We start from the raw sequence: 26,112 nt of genomic DNA, 5'->3' as shown, positions 1-26,112 counted from the left end.
CCCGAAGAGCGTGGAAGCTTGGTCCCTCAGGACCCAACAGCGTGCATACCGTTCCGCTTGTGCGCCACACCGTTCCACACCTCCGAAGAGATCGTACTAAGCACTGCGCCGTCACAAAACGACCATTGTCAATGTTCCACCCATGAGCGCCAGCCAGAGACATTCGCTCTAGTACTGACTTGACCAGATGATCCCTGTGTAAACAGCAGGGCTGGTACATGCTCCTTAGAAAGGAGGTGATCCAGCCGCACCTTCCGGTACGGCTACCTTGTTACGACTTAGTCCTAATCACCGATCCCACCTTCGACAGCTCCATCCCACAAGGGGTTAGGCCACTGGCTTCGGGTGTTACCGACTTTCATGACTTGACGGGCGGTGTGTACAAGGCCCGGGAACGTATTCACCGCAGCGTTGCTGATCTGCGATTACTAGCGACTCCGACTTCATGGGGTCGAGTTGCAGACCCCAATCCGAACTGAGACCGGCTTTTTGGGATTCGCTCCACCTTACGGTATCGCAGCCCTTTGTACCGGCCATTGTAGCATGCGTGAAGCCCAAGACATAAGGGGCATGATGATTTGACGTCATCCCCACCTTCCTCCGAGTTGACCCCGGCAGTCTCCTATGAGTTCCCACCATAACGTGCTGGCAACATAGAACGAGGGTTGCGCTCGTTGCGGGACTTAACCCAACATCTCACGACACGAGCTGACGACAACCATGCACCACCTGTATACCGACCTTGCGGGGCGACCATCTCTGGCCGTTTCCGGTATATGTCAAGCCTTGGTAAGGTTCTTCGCGTTGCATCGAATTAATCCGCATGCTCCGCCGCTTGTGCGGGCCCCCGTCAATTCCTTTGAGTTTTAGCCTTGCGGCCGTACTCCCCAGGCGGGGAACTTAATGCGTTAGCTGCGACACGGAGACCGTGGAATGGTCCCCACATCTAGTTCCCAACGTTTACGGCGTGGACTACCAGGGTATCTAATCCTGTTCGCTCCCCACGCTTTCGCTCCTCAGCGTCAGTTACGGCCCAGAGATCTGCCTTCGCCATCGGTGTTCCTCCTGATATCTGCGCATTCCACCGCTACACCAGGAATTCCAATCTCCCCTACCGCACTCTAGTCTGCCCGTACCCACTGCAGGCTGGGGGTTGAGCCCCCAGATTTCACAGCAGACGCGACAAACCGCCTACGAGCTCTTTACGCCCAATAATTCCGGACAACGCTTGCACCCTACGTATTACCGCGGCTGCTGGCACGTAGTTAGCCGGTGCTTTTTCTGCAGGTACCGTCACTTTCGCTTCTTCCCTACTAAAAGAGGTTTACAACCCGAAGGCCGTCATCCCTCACGCGGCGTTGCTGCATCAGGCTTTCGCCCATTGTGCAATATTCCCCACTGCTGCCTCCCGTAGGAGTCTGGGCCGTGTCTCAGTCCCAGTGTGGCCGGTCACCCTCTCAGGCCGGCTACCCGTCGTCGCCTTGGTGAGCCATTACCTCACCAACTAGCTGATAGGCCGCGAGTCCATCCTTGACCGAAATTCTTTCCAACTCCTAGCCATGCGGCTGAAGCTCGTATCCGGTATTAGACGCCGTTTCCAGCGCTTATCCCAGAGTCAAGGGCAGGTTACTCACGTGTTACTCACCCGTTCGCCACTAATCCCCCCAGCAAGCTGGAGTTCATCGTTCGACTTGCATGTGTTAAGCACGCCGCCAGCGTTCGTCCTGAGCCAGGATCAAACTCTCCGTAAAAGAAAAAACAGACCAACCGGAAAAAGGCCGGATCTGCTGAATTTGATGCTGACCAAAGAACAAAACAATCTGACGATTGTTGTTGTCCATCAATCTCAAAGAAACCTAAACACCACTCAGAACCGAAGTTCATCACGATGCCAGGGTATAATTTGGCATTTGACAATGTGCACGCTGTTGAGTTCTCAAGGACCAAACGCACCCGAAACCCGACCTATATAAAGGCCCTCGTCCGAGGCAGCTGTGAAACCTTAGCACCGATCTTCACCATGTAAGACCACCGCTCTTCGACCCCCGTAAGGAGCCGGTGTCGCTTTCGCAACGAGCCATGACGCTACACCATGTGGATCAGTGTTCGCAACCCACTTGGTCCGAGGCCGTAAGGCAACTCGAGGACTTGGAGGCTGGTCAGCTTGAGGCCGGTGGAGCTTCGCTCCGCCGCACCGTTGTGGTGACAAGAAAGAACATTACAGGCACCACCCGCCCAACGTCCAAACCCCCACACATCCCGGGCGTGTCGCAACCACCAACCCCGGAAAATCAAGGGTCCAGCGCGTGAACGTTCGGCAGAGAGCCGCACACGGCCGCCCAGGGGCGTTCCTGCCGAGCGGCAGGAGGGCCGATCAGGCTCCGAGCGGCAGCATCCGGACGACCACGAGCGAGAGCACCGCGATGAAGAGCCACGACCCCAGGCCGATCAGCACCGCGCGGCCTCCGGTGCGGGCGAGGCGCTCGAGCCGGACGCCGGTGCCGAGCCCGACGAGTGCGAGCGCGAGCAGTGCGGTCTGCACGGTGTCGGCTCCGGTGACCACCGACTCCGGCAGGTCCACCAGTGTGCGGACGACGACCGCGGCCAGGAAGCCGAGCACGAACAGGGGCACCAGGGGAGGCCGGCTGCCGGCGTCGCCCCCGCCGCGACGGACCACCGCGGACGTGATCGCCACCACCGGGGCGAGCATCACCACTCGGGTGAGCTTGACGACGACCGCGATCGCGAGGGCCGTGGCGCCGGCGGTCTGCGCCGTGGCCACGACCTGACCGACGTCGTGGACGCTGGCCCCCGTCCACGCACCGAACTCGACGTCGGTCAGGCCGACCGCACGGCCGACCACCGGCAAGACCACGATCGCGGCCGTTCCGCACAGGGTCACGAGGGCCACGGGGGTGGCGGCGTCCTTGCCGCGGTCACGGGTGACGGCGCTCATCGCTCCGATCGCCGACGCCCCGCAGATCGAGAAGCCGGCCGCCAGCAGGAGCGGCTGATCGCCGGGGAGTCGGGCCCATCGGCCCAGCGCCCACGTCACGGCGAAGGTCGACACGAGGATGCCCACGATCGCAGCGATCGTCACGCCGCCGAGCGACGCGACGTCGACCAGGCTGAGCCTCAGGCCGAGCAGGACGACCCCGATGCGCAGCAGCCGACGGGCCGAGAGCGCGAGCCCCGGGGCGAGCACCCCGTCGAGCCACCGCCGAGCCGGTCGGATCTGGGCGACGACGATGCCGAGCAGGACGCTCGCGGTGAGCACGGGCACCGCGGGGATCGCGAGGTGCAGGAGCCAGGCGACGACCGCGGCCCCCGCGGCAGCGGCGACCCCGGGCAGCCACGCGGCGCGCGAGCGCTCGACGGCACTGCTCGGGGTCGTCACTGGGTGGTGCCTAGACCCGGTTCTTGGCCGGGTTGATCAGCGAGCCGATGCCCGAGATCGCGACCTCGACGGTCTCACCGGCCGTGAACGGACCGATGCCGGCGGGGGTGCCGGTCAGGATCACGTCGCCCGGCAGCAGGGTGAACACGTCGGTCACGTACTCGATCAGCTCGGGGATCTTGTGGATCATCTGCAGCGTGGACTCCCGCTGCTTGACCTCGCCGTCCACCCGCGTCTCGATCGTCACGTCGGTCCAGTCGAGCTCGTTCTCGATGTACGGCCCGAGCGGCAGGAACGTGTCGTAGCCCTTGGCTCGAGTCCACTGCCCGTCGGACTGCTGCACGTCGCGGGCGGTCACGTCGTTCGCGATCGTGTAGCCGAACACCACACTCTGGTAGTCCTCGGCCTTCACCCGCTTCGCGATCGAGCCGATCACGATGGCGAGCTCGCCCTCGAAGTCGACCTGGCCGACGTCGGGCGGGAGCTGGATCGAGTCTCCGAACCCGATGACCGTCGTGTTCGGCTTCAGGAACAGCAGCGGCGCCTCCGGCGGGGTCTGCCCCAGCTCGTCGGCGTGGTCGTGGTAGTTCAGGCCGACGCCCACCACCTTCGACCGCGGGATCACCGGGGCGAGGATCTTCGCCGAGCGCAGCGACACCCGCTCGCCGGTCGTCTCGTAGCCGCTGTACATCGGGTCGCCCGCGAGCACGATCAGCTCGCGCTCGTCGACGATGCCGTAGCGGGGGTCTTCTCCGGGGGTCGCGAACCGTGCGATCTTCATGCGTCGAGCCTCGTCATCCATCCGTGGACGTCGTCGCGACGCCCGTACTGGATGTCGGTGAGCTCCTCGCGCAGCGACATCGTGAGCGGACCGCCCTCGGCCGAGGGCGATCCGATGTGCAGGCCCTCGCCCTTGAGCTCGGCGATCGGCACGACGACCGCGGCCGTGCCGCAGGCGAACACCTCGACGATCTCGCCGCTCGCCACGCCGTCACGCCACTCGTCGATCGTGACCCGTCGACGCTCGACCCGGTGGCCCCGGGCCTCGGCCAGCTCCAGGACGGAGTCGCGGGTGATGCCCTCGAGGATCGAGTCGCTGTCGGGGGTGACCAGGGTGCCGTCGGCGTAGACCAGCACCACGTTCATGCCGCCGAGCTCCTCGATGTAGGAGCTCTCGGACGAGTCGAGGAACAGCACCTGCTGGCAGCCGTTCTCGTAGGCCTCCTGCTGGGGCAGCAGCGAGGACGCGTAGTTGCCGCCCGTCTTCGCGGCGCCGGTGCCGCCCTTGCCCGCGCGGGCGTAGTTCGTCGTGAGCCAGATCGACACCGGCGAGACGCCGCCGCTGAAGTACGCGCCGGCCGGGCTGGCGATGACGTGGTAGTCGACCTGCTGAGCCGCCCGCACTCCGAGGAAGCTCTCGCTGGCGATCATGAACGGCCGGAGGTAGAGGCTCGTCTCGGGCGCCGACGGCACCCACGACTCGTCGATGCGCACCAGCTGCCGCACGCTCTCGACGAAGTCCTCCGTCGAGAGCTCGGGGAGCGCGAGGCGCCGGGCCGAGCGCTGGAGCCGACGGGCGTTGGCGTCCGGCCGGAACGACCAGACCGAGCCGTCGGCGTGGCGGTAGGCCTTCATGCCCTCGAAGATCTCCTGCGCGTAGTGCAGGACGGAGGCCGCGGGGTCGAGCTGCAGGGGGCCGTACGGGTGGACGCGGGCCGTGTGCCAGCCCTCGTCGACCGTCCAGCGGATCGAGACCATGTGGTCGGTGAAGTGCTTGCCGAACCCGGGGTCGGAGAGGATCGCCTCGCGCTCAGCGTCGGCGCGGACGCTCTCGGACGGCGTGAGCTCGAAGCTCAGCCCGAACTCGGTGGACGAGGCGGTGTCGTCGGTCGTGGTCATGGTGCTCTTCTCGGACGGGGCGGCGTCAGGCGACGGAGGTGGTGAAGGCGGCGACGCGGTCGGCGACGGCCGTGCCGATCTCGGCGGTGCTGCGGACGGGGGCGCCGACGCCGGCGGCGGCACGGTCGGCCATGTCGGCCTCCACCGCGCGGTGCACGCGGTCGGCGGCCTCGGGGAGGTCGAGGTGCTCGAGCATCAGCGCCACCGAGAGGATCGCGGCGGTCGGGTCGGCCTTCTGCTGCCCCGCGATGTCGGGCGCCGAGCCGTGCACCGGCTCGAACATGCTCGGGAACTCGCCCGAGGGGTTGAGGTTGCCGGAGGCGGCGAGGCCGATGCCGCCGCTGATCGCGCCGGCGAGGTCGGTGAGGATGTCGCCGAACAGGTTGTCGGTGACGATGACGTCGAACCGCGCGGGGTCGACGACCAAGTGGATCGTGGCGGCGTCGACGTGCTGGTAGTCGACCGCGACGTCGGGGTAGTCCGCGGCGACCGCGTCGACGACGCGCTGCCAGAGGCTGCCCGCGAAGACGAGCACGTTGGTCTTGTGCACCAGGGTCAGGCGGCCGCGACGCGACCGGGCCTTCTCGAAGGCGAACCGGACGACGCGCTCGACGCCGTGCGCCGTGTTGACGCTGACCTCGTTGGCGATCTCGTGCGGCGTGCCCGTGCGGAGGGAGCCGCCGTTGCCGACGTACGGCCCCTCGGTGCCCTCGCGGACGACGACGAAGTCGACGGTGCCGGGGTCGGCGAGCGGCGACGGGACCCCCGGCCACGTCGTCGTCGGGCGGAGGTTCACGTAGTGGTCGAGCGCGAAGCGCAGCCGGAGCAGCAGCCCCCGCTCGATGACGCCGCCCGCGAGGCGCGGGTCGCGGGGGTCGCCGCCGACCGCGCCGAGCAGCACGACGTCGTGCGCGGCGATGGCCGCGAGGTCGTCGTCGGTGAGGACGTCGCCCGTCTCGAGGTAGCGGGCCGCGCCGAGGTGGAATGGGGTCACCTCGAAGGTCGCCTCGTCGCCCACGGCGACCTCGAGGACCTTCAGAGCCTCGGCCACGACCTCGGGACCGATGCCGTCGCCGGGGACGGCGGCGAGTCTGACGGTTCGCGACATGGGGCTCCTGCACGGATCGGGGTGGACGGCTCTACTGTACCCACGACCGGCGACGCCACGGACCTCCGCGGCCCGCCCCGGGGAGCCCGCCGCGACGACGCCGCCGACCGCCCCGGAGGGCCCGCGGGAGGCGCGGGGTCAGTCGCTCGCGGACGCGCGCCGGAGCGACACCAGCGACACCGCCACGGCGAGCAGCATCACGCCGGCCCCGACGGCAGCGGTGGCGACCAGGCCGGCGTCGAAGGCGTGGGTCGCGGCGTCGAGGAGGCGCGTGGCCACGGAGCCGTCGAGGGCGTCGGCGGCCGCCACCGCGCCTCCCAGGGTCTCGCGGGCGGCGTCGCCGACCTCGGCGGGCACGTCGGCGGGCACGACGAGCGAGCCGCGGTAGATCGCCGTCAGCATGCTGCCCAGCACGGCCGTGCCGAGCACGGCGCCGACCTCGTACGCGGTCTCCGACACGGCGGACGCCGCACCGGCACGGTCAGCGGGGACGGCGGCGATGATCTGGTCGTTCGAGATCGTCTCGGCGGCGCCGACCCCGGCCCCGACGAGCGCGAACGCGAGGACGAAGACGCCGACCGGGGCGCCCGCCCCGGAGAGCCAGACGAGGGCGTACCCGACGGCGGCCGCGGCGAGGCCGGTCGCGACGATGGTGCGCGGGCTGACGTGCCGCACGATCGGCACGACCACGAGGCCGGCGACGATCATCGCGCCGAGCCCGGGCAGCAGGGTCAGCGCGGCCTGCAGCGGGCGGAGCCCGACGACGAGCTGCAGGTGCTGCGTGGTGAAGAAGAGGAAGCCGACGAGCGCCACGACCGCGAGCAGGTTCACGACGACCGAGCCCGCGAAGACCGGCGAGGTGAAGAGCCGCACGTCGAGGAGGGGGCGCTCGCGCCGCAGCTGGCGTCGGACGAAGAGCCAGCCCGAGGCGACGCCGAGCACCGCCAGGAGCACGACGCCGAGGCCCGGCCCGTGCGTCGCGAGCTGCTTCACCGCGGCGACGACCGGCGCCATGGCCGTCAGCGACAGCAGCACCGACACCGGGTCGAACGGCCCGGGTGCGGGGTCGCGGCTCTCGAGGAGGAGGAGCGGGGCGCCGACCAGCAGCGGCAGCAGCACCGGGACCGCGATGAGGAAGACCGAGCCCCAGGCGAAGTGCTCGAGCAGGACCCCGCCCACGACGGGGCCGAGGGCCGAGCCCGCCGCGAAGCCGCTGGCCCAGATCGCGATGGCGAGCCGACGCTGGTCACGGTCGGTGAACGTGCTGCGGAGCAGCGAGAGCGTGGCGGGCATGATCATCGCGCCGAAGAAGCCGAGCACGGCGCGGGCGGTGATCAGGGCCTCGGCGGTCGGGGCGAAGGCGGCCGCGAGCGAGACGAGGGCGAACCCGGAGGCCCCGATCAGCAGCAGCCGACGTCGGCCGAAGCGGTCGCCCAGCGAGCCCATCGCCACCAGGAGGCCGGCCAGCACCAGCGAGTAGACGTCGACGATCCAGAGCTGAGCCGCGGCCGAGGGCCGGAGCGCCGTCGAGATCTCGGGGAGGGCGAAGCTCAGCACGGTGTTGTCGACCGAGACGAGCAGCACGGGGAGCATCAGGACGACCAGGGCGGCCCACTGTCGCGTGCCGGCGCGCTCGGGGACGGCGGCGGGGCAGCGGGCGGTCGCGGTCATGGTCGGTCCTCGGTCTCGTGGTGCGTCGGAGTGCAGTGGTGCGTCGAGGTGCAGCGGGGCGTCGTGCTCCAGCTGTACCGTCCGGACGGTACAGCAGACCGTCCGGACGGTACAGCAGACCGTCCAGACGGTACAGTAACAGGATGAGTCCCCGTCCGTCAGCCCGAGAGCAGATGCTCGACGCCTTCGAGCACCTCGTCACGACCAGCGGCGAGCGCACCGCCACCTTCGACGCGGTGGCCGCCGAGGCGGGCGTCTCCAAGGGCGGCCTGCTCTACCACTTCCCCTCGCGCGAGGCGCTCGTCGACGGCCTGGTCGAACGGCTCGAGGCCCTGATCGACGCCGACGTCACGGCGATGACGAGCGCCGCCGACGGTGCCGTCGACTACTTCATCCGCACCTCCTCGCCCGACGCGGTGGCCGACGACGACCCCTTCGACCGGTGCATCACGGCCGTCACGAACCTCGCGTCGAGCGGCCGGTGGCCCCGGGCGGTGGAGGCGCTGAGCGCGATGCAGCGCCGGTGGTACGACGTCGTCCTCGACGAGGTGGGCGACCCGGTCGTCGCCCGGCTCGTCTGCCTCGTCGCCGACGGCCTCTGGTTCACCCCGGGCCCGTTCGACCAGGCGACGGTCGACCCCGCGGCCGCCCGCGCGCCGATCGGCGACGTCATCGGCCTGCTGCAGGGCCTGGCGCGCCGGAGCGTCTAGGCCCCCGCCCTCAGACGGCGACGATGCAGGCGGGGCTGCCCAGCGAGAACACGTCGACGGGCTCGCCCGGCACCCCGGTCTCGGGGTCGAGCGGCAGCACCGCCACCGTGTCGGAGCCCTGGTTCGCGACGTAGAGCACGCCCGGCGTGATCGCGAAGTGGCGCGGCCACCGGCCCCCGCACGACGACTCGCCGACGAGGCGCAGCCGCTCGTCGTCGCCCACCGTGAAGACGCTGATGGTGTCGCGCCCCCGGGTCGCGACGTACACTCGGCCGGCGTCGACCGCCAGGTGCGAGGGCAGCACGCCCGGCGTCGACGCCGCGCCCTCGAAGACCTCGATCGAGTGGTCGAGCACGAGCTTGCCCTCGACCCGGCGCAGCACGTGCAACCGGGCGTCGAGCTCGCCGACGGCGACCAGCCGGCCGTCGTCGAGCCAGGCCAGGTGGCGCGGCCCGGCGCCGGAGGGCAACGGGTGGACGGCCACGATCTCGGGGTCGAGCGAGATGGGGTCGACGACGATCTCGACGAGGCGGTCCGTGCCGAGGTCGCTCACGAGGGTGGTGCCCCACGGGGTCGACACGACCTGGTGGGCGTGCGGCCGCTCCTGGCGCTCGAGGACGGGGCCGTGGCCGTAGGGCAGCGCGAGTGTGCGCACGACGCGGCTCGGGTGCGAGGGGTCGCTCGACAGCACGCCCACGGTGCCGCCGACGTAGCTCGCGACGACGAGCGCACCGGAGGCCGGGTCGTGGTGCAGGTGGCACGGAGCGGCCCCGCCCGCCGCGGCGCTCGAGGCGGCGACCAGCTGGCCAGCGGAGACGGTGTACGACAGCACCCGCCCCTCCGTCGTCTCGGAGACCGCGTGCAGGGCGCCCTCCGTCGCGACGAGGAAGGACGGGTCGTCGGCCTCGACGGTCTGCACCGCCTGCCAGGGCGAGCCGGGCGCGCTGCGCTCGAGCACGGTGATGCCGGTGCCCGAGCCCCCGCTCGAGGCGGTGTACGAGCCGATGTAGAGGCGCTGGGGAGCGGCCGCTGACGCGGGGCCCGCCGTGACCGGCCCCTGCGGGCCCGTCGGCTCCTGCTCGGGCGCCGTGCCGTCGCTCACCGCGGTCACTCGCCCGGCGTCGCCGCGGCGTCCGCCGCGATGCGCTCGTGGTGGTGGATGACCTCGCCGACGATGAAGTTCAGGAACTTCTCCGCGAACGCGGGGTCGAGGTGCGACTGCTCGGCGAGCTGGCGGAGGCGCTGGATCTGCACGCGCTCGCGCTCGGGGTCGCTCGCGGGCATGCCCGCCGCGGCCTTGAGGTGACCGACCGACTGCGTGAACTTGAAGCGCTCGGCGAGGAGGTGCACCAGCGCGGCGTCGATGTTGTCGATGCTCTGCCGGATGCCGGAGAGCTGCTCGATCGCGGTCTTGTCGTCGTCGCTGAGGGGGCTGTCCGCCCCGAGGGGACTGTCGAGTGCCATGGGCCGAGCCTAGCGGCGACGCCCCGCGCCCGACGGGCGGGACGAGGGGCTCGACACGGCGGGCCCGGTGGGGCAGGGGCCACCACGGGGCGGAACGGACGAGGAGGCGCGCCCCGCGATCGCGGGGCGCGCCTCCTCGGTGCTGCGGTGCTGCGGTGCAGCGGGCGGGTCAGTCGACCAGCGTCAGCGTCACCTCGACGTTGCCGCGGGTGGCGTTCGAGTAGGGGCAGACGTGGTGCGCGGCGTCGGCGAGCTCCTGGCGACGCTCGGCGGGGACGTTCGGCGTGTAGATGTCGAGCTCGACCGCGAGGCCGAAGCCGCCCTCGCCGTTCGAGCCGATGCCGACGCTCGCACTGACCGAGCTGTCCTTCGTGTCGACGCCGAGACCACGGGCGACGGAGTGCATCGCGCTGAGGAAGCAGGCGGCGTAGCCGGCCGCGAAGAGCTGCTCGGGGTTGGTACCCTCGCCGTTGCCGCCGAGTTCCTTCGGCGGGCGGGTCTCGAAGTCGAGACGGTCGTCCTCGCTGCGGACGTGGCCGTCGCGGCCGCCCCCGGTGGCGTGGGCGATGGCGGTGTAGGCGATCTCCAGTGTCATGGCTCCAGGGTCGACCTAGAGTCTGGACGGTTGCTGATGGGCAGCGAGGCGCGCCGTGAGACCCTCCTGCACGCGCGGCCACTCGTCGGCGAGCACGGAGTACACCGCGGTGTCCCGCCACGTGCCGTCGGCCCGGGGCTGGGTGCGCCGGAGCACGCCCTCGGGGGTCGCCCCGAGCTTCACGATCGCGGCCCGCGACCGTGCGTTCGCGGCGTCGGCCTGGATCTGCACGCGGCCGAGGCCGTGCTCGAAGGCCGTGCCGAGCACGAGCAGCTTCGTCTCGACGTTGACCGCCGTGCCCCAGGTCTCGGGCGCGTAGGCCGTCCAGCCCAGGTGCGCGCTCTCGTTCTCGAGCTGGAAGTCGGCGAGGGTCGTCGTGCCGACCAGGGCCCCCGGCTCTCCGTCGGTGACGAGCCGGACCCCGTAGACGTTGCCCGTGCCCCACAGCAGGTAGCCCCGCATGAAGGCCGACCAGCCCTCGAGGTCGGCGCGGAAGGCCGCCGAGCCGCCGCCCCACCCGCCGGCGAAGACCTCGGGGCGGGCGATGGCCGGGTGCAGCTCGGCGAGGTCGTCGGGGGTGATCGGCTCGACGACGACGTGGCGGCCCACGAGCGGGACGAGGGGCGGGCGCGTGGCGGTCATTCCCCGATGCTGCCACCACCCGCCGTCGCCGTCGAGCGGGCCGCGGCACCGGCGTGCGTCCGGCATGATCGTGGCCATGAGCCCCGCCGCCGCCTTCAGCCAGTCCGCCGAGTCGTTCGTCGACCTCCTGTCGCGCGTCGGCCCCGAGCAGTGGAGCCAGCCGGGGCTCGGCCGCTGGACCGTCCGCGACCTCGCGGGCCACGCCTCCCGCGCGGTGCTCACGGTCTCGACGTACCTCGCGCTCGACGAGCCGGGCGACGTCACGATCCCCTCGGCGGAGGCCTGGTACTCGGCCTACGCCTCGCAGTTCACCGACGCCGACGGCGTGTTCCAGCGCGGCGTGGAGGCCGGCGCCTGGCTCGGCGACTCCCCCTCCACCGTCGTCGCGGCGGCCCTCGCCGACTCGCGGGCGGCGCTGGCCCGGGCGCTCTCGAACCGGATCGTCTCGATCGGCGGCATGGGCATCCCCCTCGACGAGTACCTGCGCACCCGGGTCTTCGAGCTCGTCGTGCACACGATCGACCTCTCGCGGGCGACCGGGCTGCCGCACACGCTGCCCGCGACCGCCGTCGCCGACACGGCCGCGCTGGCGGCGCGCGCCGCCACGATGCAGGGGCACGGCGAGGAGGTGCTGCTCGCGCTGACGGGGCGCGGCCGCCTCACCGACGGGTTCAGCGTCGTCTAGCCGCGCCGCGCTTCCCGAGGGGGCACGGCGCGGCCGCGGGGGCGGGCGGTCGCCTAGCCGAGCAGGTCGTGGCGCGTGACGATGGCGTCGCGGCCGGGGCCGACGCCGATGGCGGAGATGCGGGCGCCGCTCATCGCCTCGACGGCGAGCACGTAGTCCTGAGCGGCCTGAGGCAGGTCGGAGAACTCGCGAGCGCCGGTGATGTCGTCCGACCAGCCGGGGAACTCCTCGTAGATCGGCACGGCGTGGTGGAAGTCGCTCTGCGACACGGGCACCTCGTCGTGACGGACGCCGTCGACGTCGTACGCGACGCAGACGGGGATCGTCTCGAGGCCCGTGAGGACGTCGAGCTTCGTCAGCACGAAGTCGGTGACGCCGTTGATGCGGGCCGAGTAGCGGGCGATCGGGGCGTCGTACCAGCCGCAGCGACGCGGGCGGCCGGTCGTCGTGCCGAACTCGAAGCCGTTGGCGCGCAGGAACTCGCCCGAGGCGTCGAACAGCTCGGTCGGGAAGGGCCCGGCCCCGACGCGGGTCGTGTACGCCTTCACGATGCCGATGACGCGCTCGATGCGGCCCGGGCCGATGCCGGAGCCGGTGGAGGCGCCGCCCGCGGTCGCGGAGGACGACGTCACGAAGGGGTAGGTGCCGTGGTCGACGTCGAGCATCGTCGCCTGGCCGGCCTCGAACAGGACGGTCTTGTCGGCCTCGAGCGCCTGGTGGATCTCGAGCGCCGTGTCGGCCACCATCGGCTTCAGGCGGGGCGCGTACGAGAGCAGCGACTCGACGATCTCGTCGGCCTCGATGGCGCGGCGGTTGTAGATCTTGACGAGCAGGTGGTTCTTCTGGTCGAGCGCCGCCTCGACCTTCTGCCGCAGGATGCCCTCGTCGAAGATGTCCTGCACGCGGATGCCCACGCGGTTGATCTTGTCGGCGTAGGTCGGGCCGATGCCGCGACCGGTCGTGCCGATCTGGCGCTTGCCGAGGAAGCGCTCGGTCACCTTGTCGAGCGTGCGGTGGTAGTGCGTGATGACGTGCGCGTTGGCGCTGACCTTGAGGCGCGAGACGTCGACGCCGCGGGCGATCAGCGCGTCGAGCTCGTCGAAGAGGACCTCGATGTCGACGACGACGCCGTTGCCGATGATCGGGGTGACGCCGGGCGAGAGGATGCCCGAGGGCAGCAGGTGAAGCGCGTACTTCTGGTCGCCGATGACGACCGTGTGGCCGGCGTTGTTGCCGCCGTTGAACTTGACGACGTAGTCGATGCGGCTGCCGAGCAGGTCGGTGGCCTTGCCCTTGCCCTCGTCGCCCCACTGGGCACCGATGATCACTACTGCGGGCATGGGGGGCTCCTCACGTCGGGGGACTGCACCGGGTGAGGTGCACTTGAGTCTACCGACAGGTGCGCCACGCCGGTCGGGGCCGGGGCTGGCGCATTCGTTGCGCGGTACGACAAACTACCGACCATGAGTCTCGTCGCCGGGGTCGACTCCTCGACCCAGAGTTGCAAGGTCGTCGTCCGCGACGCGTCGTCGGGTGCGCTGGTGCGCTCCGGGAGCGCGCGGCACCCCGAGGGCACCGAGGTCGCCCCGTCGGCCTGGTGGGCCGCGCTGCTCGAGGCGATCGCCGCGGCGGGCGGCCTCGACGACGTCGACGCGATCTCGGTCGCCGGCCAGCAGCACGGCATGGTCGCCCTCGACGCCGAGGGCGAGGTCGTCCGTGACGCCCTCCTCTGGAACGACACCCGCAGCGCCGACGCCGCACGCGACCTCGTCGACGAGCTCGGCGCCGACGAGTGGGCCCGGCGCACCGGCACGGTGCCGGTCGCCTCCTTCACCGCGACGAAGCTGCGGTGGCTGCGCGACGCCGAGCCGGCCTCCGCCGAGCGCGTGGCCGCGGTGGCGCTGCCGCACGACTGGCTGACCTGGCGGCTGCTCGGGTACGGGCCCCGCGACTCCTCGCCCCTCGGCCCCGACCTCGACGAGCTCGTGACCGACCGCAGCGACGCGAGCGGCACCTCGTACTGGAGCCCGGCCGACGACGGCTACGACCTCGAACTGTTCGAGCGCGCGCTCGGCCGCCCCGGCCGGGTGGCCGGCGGCGACGGCACGGGCGTCGTGCTGCCCCGCGTGCTCGGCCCGTCGGAGGCGGCGGGCACGACGGTCGCCCACGCGAGCGTGCCGGCCGGGCTGGTGGTCGCGGCCGGCGCCGGCGACAACGCGGGCGCCGCGCTCGGCCTCGACGCCGGGGTCGGCGACCTCGTGATCAGCATCGGCACGAGCGGCACCGCCTTCGCCGTCACCGACCACCCCGTGGCCGACCCCAGCGGCACGGTCGCGGGCTTCGCCGACGCGGCCGGCGGGTTCCTGCCCCTGGTCGCGACCCTCAACGCAGCCCGGGTGCTCTCGTCGATCGGGGCGCTGCTCGGCGTCGACCACGACGAGCTCGCCCGGCTCGCCCTCGCCGCCGAGCCCGGCTCGGGCGGGGTCTCGCTGGTGCCCTACTTCGAGGGCGAGCGGACGCCCGACCTGCCCCGCGCGACGGCCACCCTCGCCGGCCTGACCCTCGCCTCCACGACCCGCGAGAACCTCGCGCGCGCCGCGGTCGAGGGCATGCTCTCGGCGCTGGCCGACGGCGCCGCCGCCGTCCGCGACCTGGGCGTCGAGGTGCACCGCGTGCTGCTCATCGGCGGGGCCGCGCTGAACCCGGCCGTGCAGGCCGTCGCCGCCCAGGTCTTCGACGTTCCCGTCTCGGTGCCGTCGCCGGGCGAGTACGTCGCCGACGGGGCCGCGCGGCAGGCGGCGTGGGCGCTCACCGGGGGCCGCCCCCGGTGGGAGGTCGCGATCCGGTCGTCGGCCGACGCGTCGCCGGTGCCCGCCATCGCGGCGCGGTACCGCGCGGCGCAGCAGCTCGGGTCGCTGCCCCGCGGCTGAGGCGGGCCGGAGGCGCGGGCCGGGTCGGCCGCCGAGCGGGCGGGCCAGGAGGCGCGGGCCGGGTCGGCCGGGCGGCGACACCTAGGATCGGTGACATGCCGACGGACGCCCAGCCGACCCCCTCCACGATGACCGAGGACTACCTCAAGGTCATCTGGAAGGCCGAGGAGTGGGCCGCCGGCGAGAGCGACCGGGGCATCACCACGAACGAGATCGCGGCGACGCTCGGCGTCGGCGCCTCGACCGTGTCGGGCAACCTGCGCAAGCTCGAGCGCGACGGCTACATCGACTACGAGCCCTACCGGCGCATCGCACTGAGCGAGCTCGGGCGGCGCGTCGCGGTCGGCATGGTCCGCCGCCACCGCCTGATCGAGACCTACCTCGTCGAGCGGCTGGGCTACGGCTGGGACGAGGTGCACGACGAGGCCGAGGTGCTCGAGCACGCGGTCAGCGACCGCCTCCTCGAGGCGTTCGACGTCGAGCTCGGCCGCCCGGCCGCCGACCCGCACGGCGACCCCATCCCCGCCGCCGACGGCACGGTGACCCGGCCCGTCGCGCACCCGCTGCAGCAGTTCGCGAGCGGCGAGTGCGGCTTCGTCGTCCGCGTCTCCGACGACGAGCCCGAGCTGCTGCGCTACCTCGCCTCGCTCGACCTGCGCGTCGGCGCCCACGTGCGCGTCGGCGAGCGCCGCGACTACGCGGGGTCGATGGAGGTCGTGCTGACCGACGTGCACGACCGGCCGCTCGGCACCGTCGAGCTCGCGGGCGCGGCCGCCTCGTCGGTGTGGGCGAACTCCGAGCCGCACACGCACGCCTGACCACGCCGGACCTCTGGCTGCGTCGGATCGGTCCGCCGTCCCGACCCGGCCGGCGTGTGCCGAGGCCGAGGCCGAGGCCGGGGCAAGGGCCAGGCCGGGTCGGGTCGGCCTAGCGCGCCGTGCGCGGCAGCGAGGCCGACGCCGGGTCGGAGAGCAGCGGCGCGAACGCGAGCTCGGCCGCCCCGATCACCAGGCGGTCCGCGCCCAGCTGTGCCCGCACGATGCTGACGTCGTCGGCCGGGCCGGGCAGCGCCTGCCGCGTGACCCGGTCGAGCAGGCGATCGGGGGCGGCGGCGAGCAACGACCCCAGGAACCCGCCGAGCACGATCATCGACGGGTCGAAAGCGTTGACGACCGTGCGCAGGGCGACCGCGAGCTGGTCGACCTGGCGCTCGACCTCGGCCCGCGCCTCGGAGCCGGGGCGCGCCTCCTGCAGGGCCGCGTCGAGCTCGTCGGCCTGCGCGCGCGACAGGCCGGTCGCGGCGAGCAGCGAGGCCTGGCCCACCTCGGTCTCGAGGCAGCCGGTGGCGCCGCAGTGGCAGAGCCGGCCGACCGAGTTGACCAGGGTGTGGCCGATCTCGCCGGCGTAGCCGCCCACCCCGGCGAGCGGTCGGCCCGCCGCGATGACGCCGCCGCCGACGCCGCTCGCGCCGCCGTTGAGGAAGACCAGGTCGTCGACCCCGCGCCCGGCCCCGAAGCGGCCCTCGGCCATCGCCGCGAGCGACGCGTCGTTGGCCGCCTCGGTCGGCAGGCCGGTCGCCTCCGAGACGAGGGCCGCGAACGGCTCGTCGACCCAGCCGAGGTGCGGCGCGAGGCGGACCAGGCCGCCGTCGGCCCGGACGAGGCCCGGCACCGCGGCGCCGACGCCCACCTCGGCCACCACTCCCCCGCTGCTCCGCAGCACCTGGCGCAGCTCGTCGATGGTCTCCGCGGCGAGCGCGGCGGCCTCGGCGGCCGTGGGCACGCTCGCCGTCTCGCGACGGACCCTCGCGCGGACGGCCCCGCCGAGGCCCACGGCCCCGACGGTCACCGCGTCGATCTCGGGGTTGACCGACCAGGCCACGACGTCGGAGCGCGCCTCGACGACCGGGCTCGGCCGCCCCACGCGCGAGACCCCCACGGGGTCCGCTTCGTGGGCCAGCTGCCGGTCGACGAGGTCGCCGACGAGCGTCGCGATGGTGGAGCGGTTGAGGCCGGTCAGGCGCGTCAGCTCCGACCGGGAGAGCGGGCCACGAGCGTGCACGAGGCCGAGCACGGCCGCCAGGTTCGACTGGCGAGCGCCCTCCGTCCGCGCGACCTGGTCGATCGTCACGATGCCGCCCCCCTTCGTCGTTCCGACCCTACTGCGACGCGGGGTCTCCCCCGACCTCGTCCAGGCTCCAGCCGGAGGCGGTGGTCTCGACCGTCACCGCGCCTCCCGCACGCCGGACGACGAAGTCGGCCCGCACGCCGTCGGGCGTGGTCACGGTGACCGTGCGGTCGCCGTCGCCCCCGGGGAAGACCCGCAGCACGAGCCCGTCGAGGTAGTCGTGGTCGGGGCGGTCGTCGCGACCGCCGACCGGGACGACGGCGCCCTCGCGGACGTACAGCGGCAGCGAGAGGACGTCGTGCACCTCGGTGCGCCAGGTGCCGGTGCCCGCGTCGACGACCTCGCCGGTGAACCAGCTCGTCCAGCGGCCGGCGGGCAGGTAGACCTCGACGGTGCCGTCGGCGGAGAACACCGGGGCCACCAGCAGGTCGTCGCCCAGCATGTACTGCGTGTCGACGTGGGCGACGGCGCGGTCGGCGGGGAAGGCCAGGGCCATCGGCCGCATCACCGGCAGGCCGGTGCGGGAGGCCTCGAGCCCGGCGGCGTAGAGGTACGGCATCAGCGAGAGCTTCAGCGTCGTGAAGCGCCGGGTCACCTCCACGGCCTCCTCGTCGAAGGCCCACGGCACCCGGTACGAGCCGCTGCCGTGGAAGCGGCTGTGGCTCGACAGCAGGCCGAAGGCCGTCCAGCGCTTGTAGACCTCGGCGTCGGGGGTGCCCTCGAAGCCGCCGATGTCGTGGCTCCAGAACGAGAACCCGCTCATCGCGATCGAGAGGCCGCCGCGGAGGGTCTCGGCCATCGACTCGAAGGTCGACGTCGAGTCGCCGCCCCAGTGCACCGGCAGGCGCTGACCGCCCGTGGTCGCCGAGCGGGCGAAGACGACGGCGTCGCCCTCGCCGCGGACCTCCTCGAGCACCTCGAAGACGGCCTCGTTGTACAGCTGCGTGTACCAGTTGTGCATGCGCTCGGGGTCGGAGCCGTCGTGCCAGACCACCCCGGTGGGGATCCGCTCGCCGAAGTCGGTCTTGAAAGCGTCGACCCCCTGCGCCTGCAGCGCGCGGAGCTTGCCCTGGAACCACGCGGTCGCCTCGGGGTTCGTGAAGTCGACGAGGCCCATGCCGGCCTGCCAGAGGTCCCACTGCCAGACGCTGCCGTCGGGGTTCCGCACGAGGTAGCCGGCGTCGGCCGCCTCGCGGAAGAGCGCCGACCGCTGGCCGATGTAGGGGTTGATCCAGACGCAGACGCGGAGGTCGCGCTCGTGCAGGCGGGCGAGCATGCCCTCGGGGTCGGGGAAGACCCGAGGATCCCACTCGAAGTCGCACCACTGGAACTCGCGCATCCAGAAGCAGTCGAAGTGGAAGACGCTGACCGGCATGTCGCGCCGGGCCATCTCGTCGACGAAGGAGGTGACGGTCGCCTCGTCGTAGTCGGTCGTGAACGACGTCGAGAGCCAGAGCCCGTACGACCAGGCCGGCACGTGCGCCGGGCGGCCGGTCAAGCGCGTGTACCGGTCGAGGACGTCGGCCGGGGTCGGCCCCGCGATCACGTAGTACGTCAGGCCCTCGCCCGCGACCGAGAACTGCACCCGCTCGACCGCCTCCGAGCCGATCTCGTACGAGACGTGGCCGGGGTGGTCGACGAGCACGCCGTAGCCGCGGCTCGTCAGGTAGAAGGGCACGTTCTTGTAGGCCTGCTCGCTCGACGTGCCGCCGTCGGCGTTCCAGACGTCGACCGTCTGGCCGTTCTTCACCAGCGGGCCGAAGCGCTCGCCGAGCCCGTAGACGAACTCGCCGACGCCGAGCGACAGCTGCTGCGACACGTAGTGCGGGGCGAACGCCCGCGCGGTGCCCGCCCCGGCGTTGCCCACCATCGCGCCGTCGAGCTGCGCGTCGGCGGCCACCGAGTGGTAGCCGACCGACTTCGCGCCCGAGCGGGTGAGGACGGTGTCGCCGTCGCTGAACGAGAGGTCGAAGGGGGCCCCGCGACCCACGGTGGCCGTGAGCCGGCCCGAGTTCAGGGTGGCGCCTCCCTCGGTCGCCGTCGCCGTGCCGACCCCGGCCTCGCCGCCCTCGGCCCCGACGAGGTCGAAGCCGATCTCGTCGCGCCCGCCGGAGAAGTGCTCGACGGTGACGCCGATCACGCCCTCCATCGGCGAGCGCAGCGTGACGGTCATGACCGGGCGGTTGAGGGTGTCGCCCCGCGACGCGATGACCTTGGTCGGGGCCGTCACGACGAGCGAGCGGCCGTCGGCGCCCTGCTCGACGTCGTAGGCCTCCTGGGCGAAGAGGGAGGAGACGCCGGGGCGCGTCTGCCAGAAGCCGTCGGTGAACTTCACGATGCGGTGCCTTTCGAGGGGAGTCGCGGGGCGGGGGGCCGGGGAGCGCGGCGGGCGCGGAGCCCGGTCACTTGACGGCCCCGGCCGTGATGCCGCGGGTGAGCGTGCGCTGGAACAGCAGGAAGAAGACGAGCGTCGGGATGAGCCCGAGCAGCGCCGAGGCGCTCGTCGTCGTGACGTCCATCAGGCGGTCGCCCTGCAGCGCCGTGATGGCGACGGGCACCGTCTGGTTGTCGTTCGACACCAGGAACGTCAGCGGGATGAGGAACTCGTTCCAGGTCCAGATGAAGAAGAAGATCGCGAGCACCGACAGCGTCGGGCGACTGATCGGCACGATGACGCGCCAGAGGATCTGCCACCGGCTGGCCCCGTCGAGCGACGCGGCCTCGAGCACCTCCTTGGGGAAGGTGCCGTAGACGCTCGACAGCAGGTACGTGCCGAAGGCGCTCTGGATGACCGTGAAGATGATGATGACGGCCCAGATGTTGTCGTAGAGCCCCACCTGCTTGAACAGGAAGTACAGCGGGTAGAGCAGCGCCTCCTGCGGCAGCATGTTCGCGAGCAGGAAGAGCACGATGATCCAGGTGCGGCCGCGCACCCGGCCGATGCCGAGGGCGTACGCGTTGAACACCGAGATGACGACGGCGAAGAGGGCGACGAGGGCCGCGATGACGAAGCTGTTCCAGAGCTTGGTCGGGAACTCGACCCTGTTCCAGAAGTTCACCAGGCCGTCGAAGTAGAGCGACGTCGGCAGGCTCAGCGGCCCGCCGCTCGTGTAGTCGGCGGGCGACTTGAACGAGTTCACCAGGATCAGCAGGAAGGGCAGCGCGATCAGCAGCCCGAAGAGCAGGGCCGCGGCCAGGATCACCCAGTCGGTGACCGTCTTCTTCCTCTTCCGCTGCTTGGCCTTCGGGAGGCGCGGGCTGGGCACCGCAGGGCGGATGCGGTCGCCCTCCACCGGCGGGACGACGGTCGTGGCCATCAGCGGCCTCTCTCTGCTCGTTCGACCCGGTTCTGGGCCTGGATGAAGAAGATCGTGATGACGACGATGACGAGGGTCAGCGCCGTCGCGATGGTGGCGCCGTAGCCGACCTGCTGGCTCTGGAAGAACTCGCTGTAGGCGTAGTAGCTCGGCACGATCGTGGAGTCGCCGGGGCCGCCGCGGGTGAGGGCGTAGATCGGCCCGAAGACCTTGAGCGCCGCGATGGTGCAGGTGAGCACGACCACGAAGATCTCGGGGCGGATGATGCTCACCGTGATCGCGCGGAACCGCTGGAACCAGCCGGCGCCGTCGAGCTCGGCGGCCTCGTAGAGCTCGGGGTCGACGCGCTGGAGGGCCGCCATGAAGATGACCACCGGGTAGCCGAGCTGGACCCAGACCATCACCACCATGATGCTGAGCAGCGCCGTGTCGGGGCTGCCGAGCCAGTTGTGCTGGAGGGCGCCGAGCCCGACGGCGTCGAGGACGCTGTTGAGCGCGCCGTTCTCGGGCCGGAGGATCCAGCCGATGACGATCGCGGCGATGGCCACGGGCAGGATCTGCGGCAGGTAGTAGGTGGCCCGGAGGAACGACGCCAGGCGGCCGCCGAACTTGCGGCCGATCAGGTCGAAGAGCATCGCGGCGAGGAGCAGGCCGAGCAGGGTCGGCACGACGACCATGGCGATGATCAGGAAGACGCTGTTGAGGAACGACGTCCAGAAGCGCTCGTCGGCCATCAGCTCGCGCCAGTTGTCGAGCCCCGCCCAGGTCGGCGGGCGGATGCCGCGGTAGTCGGTGAAGCTGAGGTAGACGTTCCAGACCAGGGGCACCAGGACGACGACCGCGAACAGCGCGAAGCCGGGGACGAGGTACAGCCAGAAGCCACGGCGGCCGGAGCCCGGCAGCAGGCTCTCCTCCGCCGGGCGGGCCGGGCGGGCGGCGCGGGGGCCGGAGCCCGGGAGGGCCGACGTCGTGCGCCGGCCCTCCCGGGTCTCCCGCGCCTCCTTCGTGTCGAGGGAGGTCATGGCCTGCTACTCCCCGGTGATGTCGTCGACGCCGCTCTGGTACTGGCCGCCCAGGGTCTCGAGCATCTCCTCAGGCGAGGCCGAGCCGTTGACGAGCTCCTGGGTGCCGGCGACCAGCTGGTCGTAGAAGGTCGGCGTGGGCCAGTCGGGGTAGAAGGCGAGGCCGTCGCGCTCGAGGAGCGTGTTGAAGTTCGCGATCAGCTCCTGGCTCTTCGGGTCGGTGATGTCGGCCGGGTCGGCCTTGACGGGCACGCCGCCGTTGTTGCCGATGAGGTTCTGGATCTCGGGGCGCATCGTGATGTCGATGAACTTCTCGGCGAGCTCCTTGTTGGCGGCGTTCTCGGGGATCACCCAGAGGTTGCCGCCCGAGCCCGGAGCCATCTCGCTGCCGGGGAAGAGGAACGTGCCCCAGTCGAACGTCGCCTCGTCGGCGACGCGGCCGGCCCACCAGCTGCCGGAGACCATGATCGGCGCGCCGCCGCTCATGAAGGTCGTGCCCATGTCTTCGGCCTTGATGCCGGTGACGTCCTTCGAGATCCAGCCGTTCTCGACGTACTCCTGCAGCTTGTCGGCCGCGTAGCTGAGCTCGGGGCCCTGCCAGTCGACGTCGCCCTCGTACAGCTGGTAGTCGTCGACGAACGAGCGGTCGGCCTGCGAGAGGGCCAGCTGGTAGAAGAGCTGCCCGAGCGGGTACTCGGCACCCGCCTCGGCGAGCGGGGTGATGCCCGCGTCGGCGAAGGTCTGCAGCGCCGCCTCGAACTCGTCGTAGGTCGTGGGCACCTCGACGCCCTGCGCCGCGAAGGCGTCCTTGTTGTAGTAGACCTCGACGTACTCGCCGTAGTTCGGGATGCCGTACCAGCTGCCCGAGCCCATGATGCCGCGCTCGTCGTACTTCGACGTCGTGGCGATCGACGGGGCGAGGTCGTCGTCCCAGCCGTACTCGGCGACGGCGTCGTCGAGGTTCGCCAGCAGGCCCTGGCTGGCGAGCAGGCCCGCCGTCGCGTTGCCCTTGTTGTACTCGAGGATGTCGGGCGCCTCGTCGGAGTTCAGCACCTGGCTGGCCGTCGAGCGGATCTGCTCGAAGCTCTTCGCCTCGAACTCGACGGTCGCGCCGGTCTCCTCCTCGAAGGTCTCGATGGCCTGGTCCCACGCGATGCCCATCGCGCTGGTCTCGCTCTCGAAGTGCCAGAGCTTGAGGGTGTCGGGGTCGGAGGACCCGCCGCCGGCCGAGCAGCCGGTGAGCAGCCCGGCGGTGGCCGCGAGGGCCGTGCCGACTGCGAGCACGCGTCGTTTCTTCATGGTTCTACCTCCTCGTAGAGGCCCCTTGCGTCGTCGAAGCGTTTCGACGATCGTCGTGGGGCGGTGATCTGCGGTGTCGTGCGGTGGTGGTGCGTGGTGCAGGTGGTGCGTGGTGCGGGTGGTGCGGTGGTGCTGGTGGGTGAGGGACAGGGAAGGCTAGGAGGCGCGGGTCGGCACGGTGACCGAGCCCTGCGCGAGGTAGACGGGGGCGATCAGCTCGACCCCGCGGTCGAGCCGGCCGTCGATGCGCTCGAAGGCGGCCTCGACCGCGCGGCGGCACATCTCGTCGATCGGCAGCGGGATCATGTCGAGCGCCGGCTCGAGCTCGTCGGCCGCGTAGCTCGCGGCGGCGGCGAGCACGGAGAGGTCGCGGGGGATCTCGAGGCCCAGCTGCCGGATGCGCTGCAGCACGGCCTCGGCCGTCGGCTCGCTGCAGTGCAGCACGAGCGCGGTCATGCCGGGGAGGCGGGCCCGCAGCTCGTCGAAGGCCCGCCCGCCGGAGGCGCGGCTGAGGTCGGTCGGGATGGTGACGGTCTCGAGGCCGCGCACCTGGGCCCGCGCCGCGAACGCGTCGTCGAAGCGCCGGATGAAGCCCGTGTCGCGCTCCTGGTACGAGGCGGGGTGGCCGACCACGCCGACGACGCGGTGGCCGGCGTCGGCGAGGCGGTCGACGCTCATCGCGGCGGCGGTCTCGAAGTCGAGGTCGATGCAGGCGAGGTCGTCGGCCCCCTGCGGGATGCCGATGAAGCCGGCCGGCAGGGCGAGCTCGCGGACGAGGTCGACGCGCTCGTCGACCGTGGCGACGCCGATCGCGACGACGCCGTCGACCAGCGAGCTCGACGCGACGCGCCGGATGCCCGACACCTCGTCGTCGGTGGCCAGCAGCAGCACGTCGTAGTCGCGGCGGCGAGCAGCCTCGACGACGGCGGTGACGAAGCGCATCTGGGTGGGCTGGTGGTTGTCGGGCCGCACCGGGGCGCTCAGCGCCAGGATGTTCGTCCGGGCGCCGGCCAGCATCCGCGCGCCGGCGTGGGGGCGGTAGCCGAGCCGGTCGACCGCCTCCGTCACGCGCTGCCGCGTCGTCGACGCGATCGAGCGCTTGCCGGAGAGGGCGTACGAGACCGTGGAGATGGACACGCCGGCGGCCTCTGCCACGTCGTGGATCGTCGCCATCGGGACCTCGCTGTCTGGTGGGTGGAGAGACGCGAGACCGACGCTCTCCCGCTCGGTGCGGAAGCGCTTCGACTGCTCGCGGTTCGAGACACTACGACAGCCGCGACGGCCAGCGCAAGTGTTTCGTTGCCGCGGACGACAAATGCCGACCGGGCTTCCTTTCAGGCCGCGGACCGGATATGTTGAGGCACACAACATTCGTCGCGGCCCCGTCGCGGCGACCAGGCCTCGTCGCAGACGCACTCTCGGAAAGGGACATCGATGTCCGTCACCCCCACTCGCGAAGACAAGTTCTCGTTCGGCCTCTGGACGGTCGGCTACACGGGCGCGGACCCGTTCGGCGGCCCCACGCGCCCCGACCTCGACGTCGTCGAGGCCGTCGAGAACCTCGACCGCCTCGGCGCCTACGGCCTCACCTTCCACGACGACGACCTCTTCGCCTTCGGCTCGACCGACGCGGAGCGCCAGACGCAGATCGACCGCCTCAAGGGCGCCCTCGACGCGACCGGCATCGTGGTGCCGATGGTCACCACCAACCTTTTCAGCGCCCCCGTCTTCAAGGACGGCGGGTTCACCTCGAACGACCGCGGCGTGCGCCGTTTCGCGCTCCGCAAGGTGCTCCGCAACATCGACCTCGCCGCCGAGCTGGGCGCGAAGACCTTCGTCATGTGGGGCGGCCGCGAGGGCGCCGAGTACGACGCCGCCAAGGACGTCCAGGCGGCGCTCTCGCGCTACAAGGAGGGCGTCGACATGCTCTCGCAGTACGTGCTCGACAAGGGCTACGACCTGCGCTTCGCGATCGAGCCCAAGCCGAACGAGCCCCGCGGCGACATCCTGCTGCCGACGCTCGGCCACGCGATCGCGTTCATCGAGACGCTCGAGCACCCCGAGATGGCGGGCGTGAACCCCGAGGTCGGCCACGAGCAGATGGCGGGCCTGAACTTCACCGCCGGCATCGCCCAGGCGCTCTACCAGGGCAAGCTCTTCCACATCGACCTCAACGGCCAGCGCGGCATCAAGTACGACCAGGACCTCGTCTTCGGCCACGGCGACCTGCAGAACGCGTTCTCGCTCGTCGACCTGCTGGAGCACGGCTCCCCCCAGGGCGGCCCCTCCTACGACGGCCCCCGCCACTTCGACTACAAGCCCTCCCGCACCGAGTCGATCGACGGCGTCTGGGAGTCCGCGGCCGCCAACATGCGCATGTACCTGCTGCTCAAGGAGCGCGCGCAGGCCTTCCGCGCCGACCCCGAGGTGCAGGAGGCGCTGGCCGCCAGCCAGGTCGCCGAGCTCTCGGTGCCGACCCTGGGCGAGGGCGAGGGCTACGAGCAGCTCCTGGCCGACCGTGCCTCCTACGAGGAGTACGACGCCTCCGCCCACTTCGGCGGTCACGGCTACGGCTTCGTCCGTCTGCAGCAGCTCGCCCTCGAGCACCTGATGGGCGCACGCGACTAGGAGCAGGCGCGAAGCGGCTGCGTCGCGTGCGCTGACGCGCGCCAGCGCGTCAGACGCCACTGAGAGCAGGCGCGAAGCGACTGCGTGGCGCGCGCTGACGCGCCCCAGCGCGTCAGACGCCACTGAGAGCAGGCGCGAAGCGACTGCGTGGCGCGCGCTGACGCGCTCCAGCGCGTCAGACGGAGCTAGGAGCAGGCGCGCCAGCGCCAGCCACACCCACGACGCCCGGCCCCGACCCTCGGGGCCGGGCGTCGCCACGCCCGCCGTCCCGCACGGCAGCGCACGGCCTGTCCGGGATGCGTACGATCCCCCTCCGCTGCTGACCGAGCGACCAGGGCGTCCGATGGTGTCCCTCGAACGAGGAGGTCGCATGGTCGAGGGCGCTGCTGCGGAGCTCCGCTGTCGCATCTGCCGGGCACCGGCCCGCCTCGCCGACAACCCCTACTTCGGCACGGGGCTCTCGGTGCACCGGCAGATCCAGGTCTGCACTCGGTGCCAGGCGATCTCGTTCCCGCCGCGGGCCGAGCGGGACGCGGGCGAGGCCGTCACCGCGCCTCCCCGGGGCTGGCGGGCCCGCCTCGGAGCGTGGCTGCACGCCCACTGACCTCTCCCCCGGCC

The 26,112-nt window shown here is 71.4% G+C and carries 22 protein-coding genes and 1 rRNA gene; 6 read left to right on the top strand and 17 right to left on the bottom strand.

Features of this window, described 5'->3' with window-relative positions; translation table 11 throughout:
• Positions 1–229: 229 nt before the first annotated feature.
• The 6 genes from F1C15_RS10620 to F1C15_RS10595 all read right to left on the bottom strand — a co-directional run bounded on the left by F1C15_RS10620 (position 230) and on the right by F1C15_RS10595 (position 8,075).
• Positions 230–1,751, bottom strand: a 16S ribosomal RNA gene (locus F1C15_RS10620).
• A gap of 623 nt (positions 1,752–2,374) precedes the next feature.
• The gene (locus F1C15_RS10615; RefSeq protein ID WP_185231083.1) at positions 2,375–3,397 is read right to left on the bottom strand and encodes a YeiH family protein; all 1,023 of its coding nucleotides are present in this window, start codon (positions 3,395–3,397) and stop codon (positions 2,375–2,377) included.
• Between the two features lie 10 nt (positions 3,398–3,407).
• Positions 3,408–4,178 carry a fumarylacetoacetate hydrolase family protein gene (locus F1C15_RS10610; protein ID WP_056056144.1) on the bottom strand — a complete coding sequence of 257 codons (771 nt, stop codon included), beginning with the start codon at positions 4,176–4,178 and terminating at the stop codon, positions 3,408–3,410.
• Complete coding sequence (locus F1C15_RS10605) at positions 4,175–5,296, bottom strand: branched-chain amino acid aminotransferase (RefSeq protein ID WP_185231082.1); 1,122 nt, start codon at positions 5,294–5,296, stop codon at positions 4,175–4,177. The genes F1C15_RS10610 and F1C15_RS10605 overlap by 4 nt, the downstream gene beginning before the upstream one ends.
• Before the next feature lie 25 nt (positions 5,297–5,321).
• Complete coding sequence (locus tag F1C15_RS10600) at positions 5,322–6,404, bottom strand: 3-isopropylmalate dehydrogenase (RefSeq protein WP_185231081.1); 1,083 nt, start codon at positions 6,402–6,404, stop codon at positions 5,322–5,324.
• Between the two features lie 138 nt (positions 6,405–6,542).
• A complete protein-coding gene (locus F1C15_RS10595) occupies positions 6,543–8,075 on the bottom strand; it encodes an MFS transporter (protein WP_185231080.1) in 1,533 nt (510 codons plus the stop codon).
• 143 nt (positions 8,076–8,218) lie between these two features.
• On the opposite strand from F1C15_RS10595, the gene F1C15_RS10590 reads away from it, so the two are divergent.
• Positions 8,219–8,785, top strand: coding sequence for a TetR/AcrR family transcriptional regulator (locus F1C15_RS10590; RefSeq protein WP_185231079.1), 567 nt, complete (start codon positions 8,219–8,221; stop codon positions 8,783–8,785).
• 10 nt (positions 8,786–8,795) lie between these two features.
• On the opposite strand, the gene F1C15_RS10585 is transcribed toward F1C15_RS10590, so the two are convergent.
• From F1C15_RS10585 to F1C15_RS10570, 4 genes are all read right to left on the bottom strand, one after another.
• Positions 8,796–9,887 carry a beta-propeller fold lactonase family protein gene (locus tag F1C15_RS10585; protein WP_162240269.1) on the bottom strand — a complete coding sequence of 364 codons (1,092 nt, stop codon included), beginning with the start codon at positions 9,885–9,887 and terminating at the stop codon, positions 8,796–8,798.
• A 5-nt stretch (positions 9,888–9,892) separates the two neighbouring features.
• Positions 9,893–10,249: a chorismate mutase gene (locus F1C15_RS10580; protein ID WP_056056136.1), complete on the bottom strand. Its 357-nt coding sequence runs from the start codon at positions 10,247–10,249 to the stop codon at positions 9,893–9,895.
• Between the two features lie 169 nt (positions 10,250–10,418).
• A complete protein-coding gene (locus tag F1C15_RS10575) occupies positions 10,419–10,838 on the bottom strand; it encodes an organic hydroperoxide resistance protein (RefSeq protein WP_056056163.1) in 420 nt (139 codons plus the stop codon).
• Between the two features lie 21 nt (positions 10,839–10,859).
• Positions 10,860–11,486, bottom strand: coding sequence for a GNAT family N-acetyltransferase (locus F1C15_RS10570; RefSeq protein ID WP_185231077.1), 627 nt, complete (start codon positions 11,484–11,486; stop codon positions 10,860–10,862).
• Positions 11,487–11,562: 76 nt separating this feature from the next.
• Here F1C15_RS10570 and F1C15_RS10565 point away from each other — a divergent pair, with 76 nt between their 5' ends.
• On the top strand, positions 11,563–12,171 hold the full coding sequence (locus F1C15_RS10565) for a maleylpyruvate isomerase family mycothiol-dependent enzyme (RefSeq protein WP_162240268.1): 609 nt from the start codon (positions 11,563–11,565) through the stop codon (positions 12,169–12,171).
• A 53-nt stretch (positions 12,172–12,224) separates the two neighbouring features.
• Here the strand turns inward: F1C15_RS10565 and F1C15_RS10560 are convergent, their stop codons facing one another.
• The gene (locus F1C15_RS10560; protein WP_056056131.1) at positions 12,225–13,511 is read right to left on the bottom strand and encodes an adenylosuccinate synthase; all 1,287 of its coding nucleotides are present in this window, start codon (positions 13,509–13,511) and stop codon (positions 12,225–12,227) included.
• A gap of 123 nt (positions 13,512–13,634) precedes the next feature.
• On the opposite strand from F1C15_RS10560, the gene xylB reads away from it, so the two are divergent.
• Both xylB and F1C15_RS10550 read left to right on the top strand, forming a co-directional pair.
• Entirely contained in the window at positions 13,635–15,101 is a 1,467-nt protein-coding gene (gene xylB / locus F1C15_RS10555; RefSeq protein WP_185231075.1) for a xylulokinase, read from the top strand.
• Between the two features lie 95 nt (positions 15,102–15,196).
• Positions 15,197–15,919, top strand: coding sequence for a metal-dependent transcriptional regulator (locus F1C15_RS10550; protein WP_056056128.1), 723 nt, complete (start codon positions 15,197–15,199; stop codon positions 15,917–15,919).
• A gap of 109 nt (positions 15,920–16,028) precedes the next feature.
• On the opposite strand, the gene F1C15_RS10545 is transcribed toward F1C15_RS10550, so the two are convergent.
• The 6 genes from F1C15_RS10545 to F1C15_RS10520 all read right to left on the bottom strand — a co-directional run bounded on the left by F1C15_RS10545 (position 16,029) and on the right by F1C15_RS10520 (position 24,003).
• Entirely contained in the window at positions 16,029–17,231 is a 1,203-nt protein-coding gene (locus F1C15_RS10545; RefSeq protein WP_235491229.1) for an ROK family protein, read from the bottom strand.
• Between the two features lie 28 nt (positions 17,232–17,259).
• Positions 17,260–19,563: an alpha-xylosidase gene (gene yicI / locus F1C15_RS10540; protein ID WP_185231073.1), complete on the bottom strand. Its 2,304-nt coding sequence runs from the start codon at positions 19,561–19,563 to the stop codon at positions 17,260–17,262.
• A gap of 67 nt (positions 19,564–19,630) precedes the next feature.
• Complete coding sequence (locus F1C15_RS10535; protein ID WP_185231071.1) at positions 19,631–20,545, bottom strand: carbohydrate ABC transporter permease; 915 nt, start codon at positions 20,543–20,545, stop codon at positions 19,631–19,633.
• The gene (locus F1C15_RS10530) at positions 20,545–21,567 is read right to left on the bottom strand and encodes a carbohydrate ABC transporter permease (RefSeq protein WP_185231069.1); all 1,023 of its coding nucleotides are present in this window, start codon (positions 21,565–21,567) and stop codon (positions 20,545–20,547) included. Before F1C15_RS10530 ends, F1C15_RS10535 begins: the two co-directional genes overlap by 1 nt.
• Positions 21,568–21,573: 6 nt before the next feature.
• Positions 21,574–22,866, bottom strand: coding sequence for an ABC transporter substrate-binding protein (locus F1C15_RS10525; protein ID WP_185231067.1), 1,293 nt, complete (start codon positions 22,864–22,866; stop codon positions 21,574–21,576).
• 156 nt (positions 22,867–23,022) lie between these two features.
• On the bottom strand, positions 23,023–24,003 hold the full coding sequence (locus F1C15_RS10520; RefSeq protein ID WP_162240267.1) for a LacI family DNA-binding transcriptional regulator: 981 nt from the start codon (positions 24,001–24,003) through the stop codon (positions 23,023–23,025).
• Positions 24,004–24,300: 297 nt separating this feature from the next.
• Between F1C15_RS10520 and xylA the strand changes: the two genes are divergently transcribed.
• Together xylA and F1C15_RS10510 are read left to right on the top strand one after the other, a co-directional pair.
• Positions 24,301–25,494, top strand: coding sequence for a xylose isomerase (gene xylA, locus F1C15_RS10515; RefSeq protein ID WP_056056114.1), 1,194 nt, complete (start codon positions 24,301–24,303; stop codon positions 25,492–25,494).
• A gap of 370 nt (positions 25,495–25,864) precedes the next feature.
• The gene (locus F1C15_RS10510) at positions 25,865–26,098 is read left to right on the top strand and encodes a hypothetical protein (RefSeq protein ID WP_185231065.1); all 234 of its coding nucleotides are present in this window, start codon (positions 25,865–25,867) and stop codon (positions 26,096–26,098) included.
• Positions 26,099–26,112 lie beyond the last annotated feature (14 nt).

Origin of the sequence: Frigoribacterium sp. NBH87 (genome assembly GCF_014217665.1) — a bacterium.
GTDB classification, from domain to species: domain Bacteria; phylum Actinomycetota; class Actinomycetes; order Actinomycetales; family Microbacteriaceae; genus Frigoribacterium; species Frigoribacterium endophyticum.
Note: the sequence above shows the minus strand (reverse complement) of the source record. Positions and strands in the feature narration are given on the sequence as shown.

Coding starts and splice junctions, on each gene's coding strand:
- F1C15_RS10580 (WP_056056136.1), bottom strand. CDS start 10,249: ATGGCACTCGACAGTCCCCTCGGGGCGGACAGCCCCCTCAGCGACGAC.
- F1C15_RS10605 (WP_185231082.1), bottom strand. CDS start 5,296: ATGACCACGACCGACGACACCGCCTCGTCCACCGAGTTCGGGCTGAGC.
- F1C15_RS10550 (WP_056056128.1), top strand. CDS start 15,197: ATGCCGACGGACGCCCAGCCGACCCCCTCCACGATGACCGAGGACTAC.
- F1C15_RS10525 (WP_185231067.1), bottom strand. CDS start 22,866: ATGAAGAAACGACGCGTGCTCGCAGTCGGCACGGCCCTCGCGGCCACC.
- F1C15_RS10530 (WP_185231069.1), bottom strand. CDS start 21,567: ATGACCTCCCTCGACACGAAGGAGGCGCGGGAGACCCGGGAGGGCCGG.
- F1C15_RS10565 (WP_162240268.1), top strand. CDS start 11,563: ATGAGCCCCGCCGCCGCCTTCAGCCAGTCCGCCGAGTCGTTCGTCGAC.
- F1C15_RS10570 (WP_185231077.1), bottom strand. CDS start 11,486: ATGACCGCCACGCGCCCGCCCCTCGTCCCGCTCGTGGGCCGCCACGTC.
- xylB (WP_185231075.1), top strand. CDS start 13,635: ATGAGTCTCGTCGCCGGGGTCGACTCCTCGACCCAGAGTTGCAAGGTC.
- F1C15_RS10595 (WP_185231080.1), bottom strand. CDS start 8,075: ATGACCGCGACCGCCCGCTGCCCCGCCGCCGTCCCCGAGCGCGCCGGC.
- F1C15_RS10610 (WP_056056144.1), bottom strand. CDS start 4,178: ATGAAGATCGCACGGTTCGCGACCCCCGGAGAAGACCCCCGCTACGGC.
- F1C15_RS10600 (WP_185231081.1), bottom strand. CDS start 6,404: ATGTCGCGAACCGTCAGACTCGCCGCCGTCCCCGGCGACGGCATCGGT.
- F1C15_RS10535 (WP_185231071.1), bottom strand. CDS start 20,545: ATGGCCACGACCGTCGTCCCGCCGGTGGAGGGCGACCGCATCCGCCCT.
- F1C15_RS10590 (WP_185231079.1), top strand. CDS start 8,219: ATGAGTCCCCGTCCGTCAGCCCGAGAGCAGATGCTCGACGCCTTCGAG.
- F1C15_RS10560 (WP_056056131.1), bottom strand. CDS start 13,511: ATGCCCGCAGTAGTGATCATCGGTGCCCAGTGGGGCGACGAGGGCAAG.
- xylA (WP_056056114.1), top strand. CDS start 24,301: ATGTCCGTCACCCCCACTCGCGAAGACAAGTTCTCGTTCGGCCTCTGG.
- F1C15_RS10510 (WP_185231065.1), top strand. CDS start 25,865: ATGGTCGAGGGCGCTGCTGCGGAGCTCCGCTGTCGCATCTGCCGGGCA.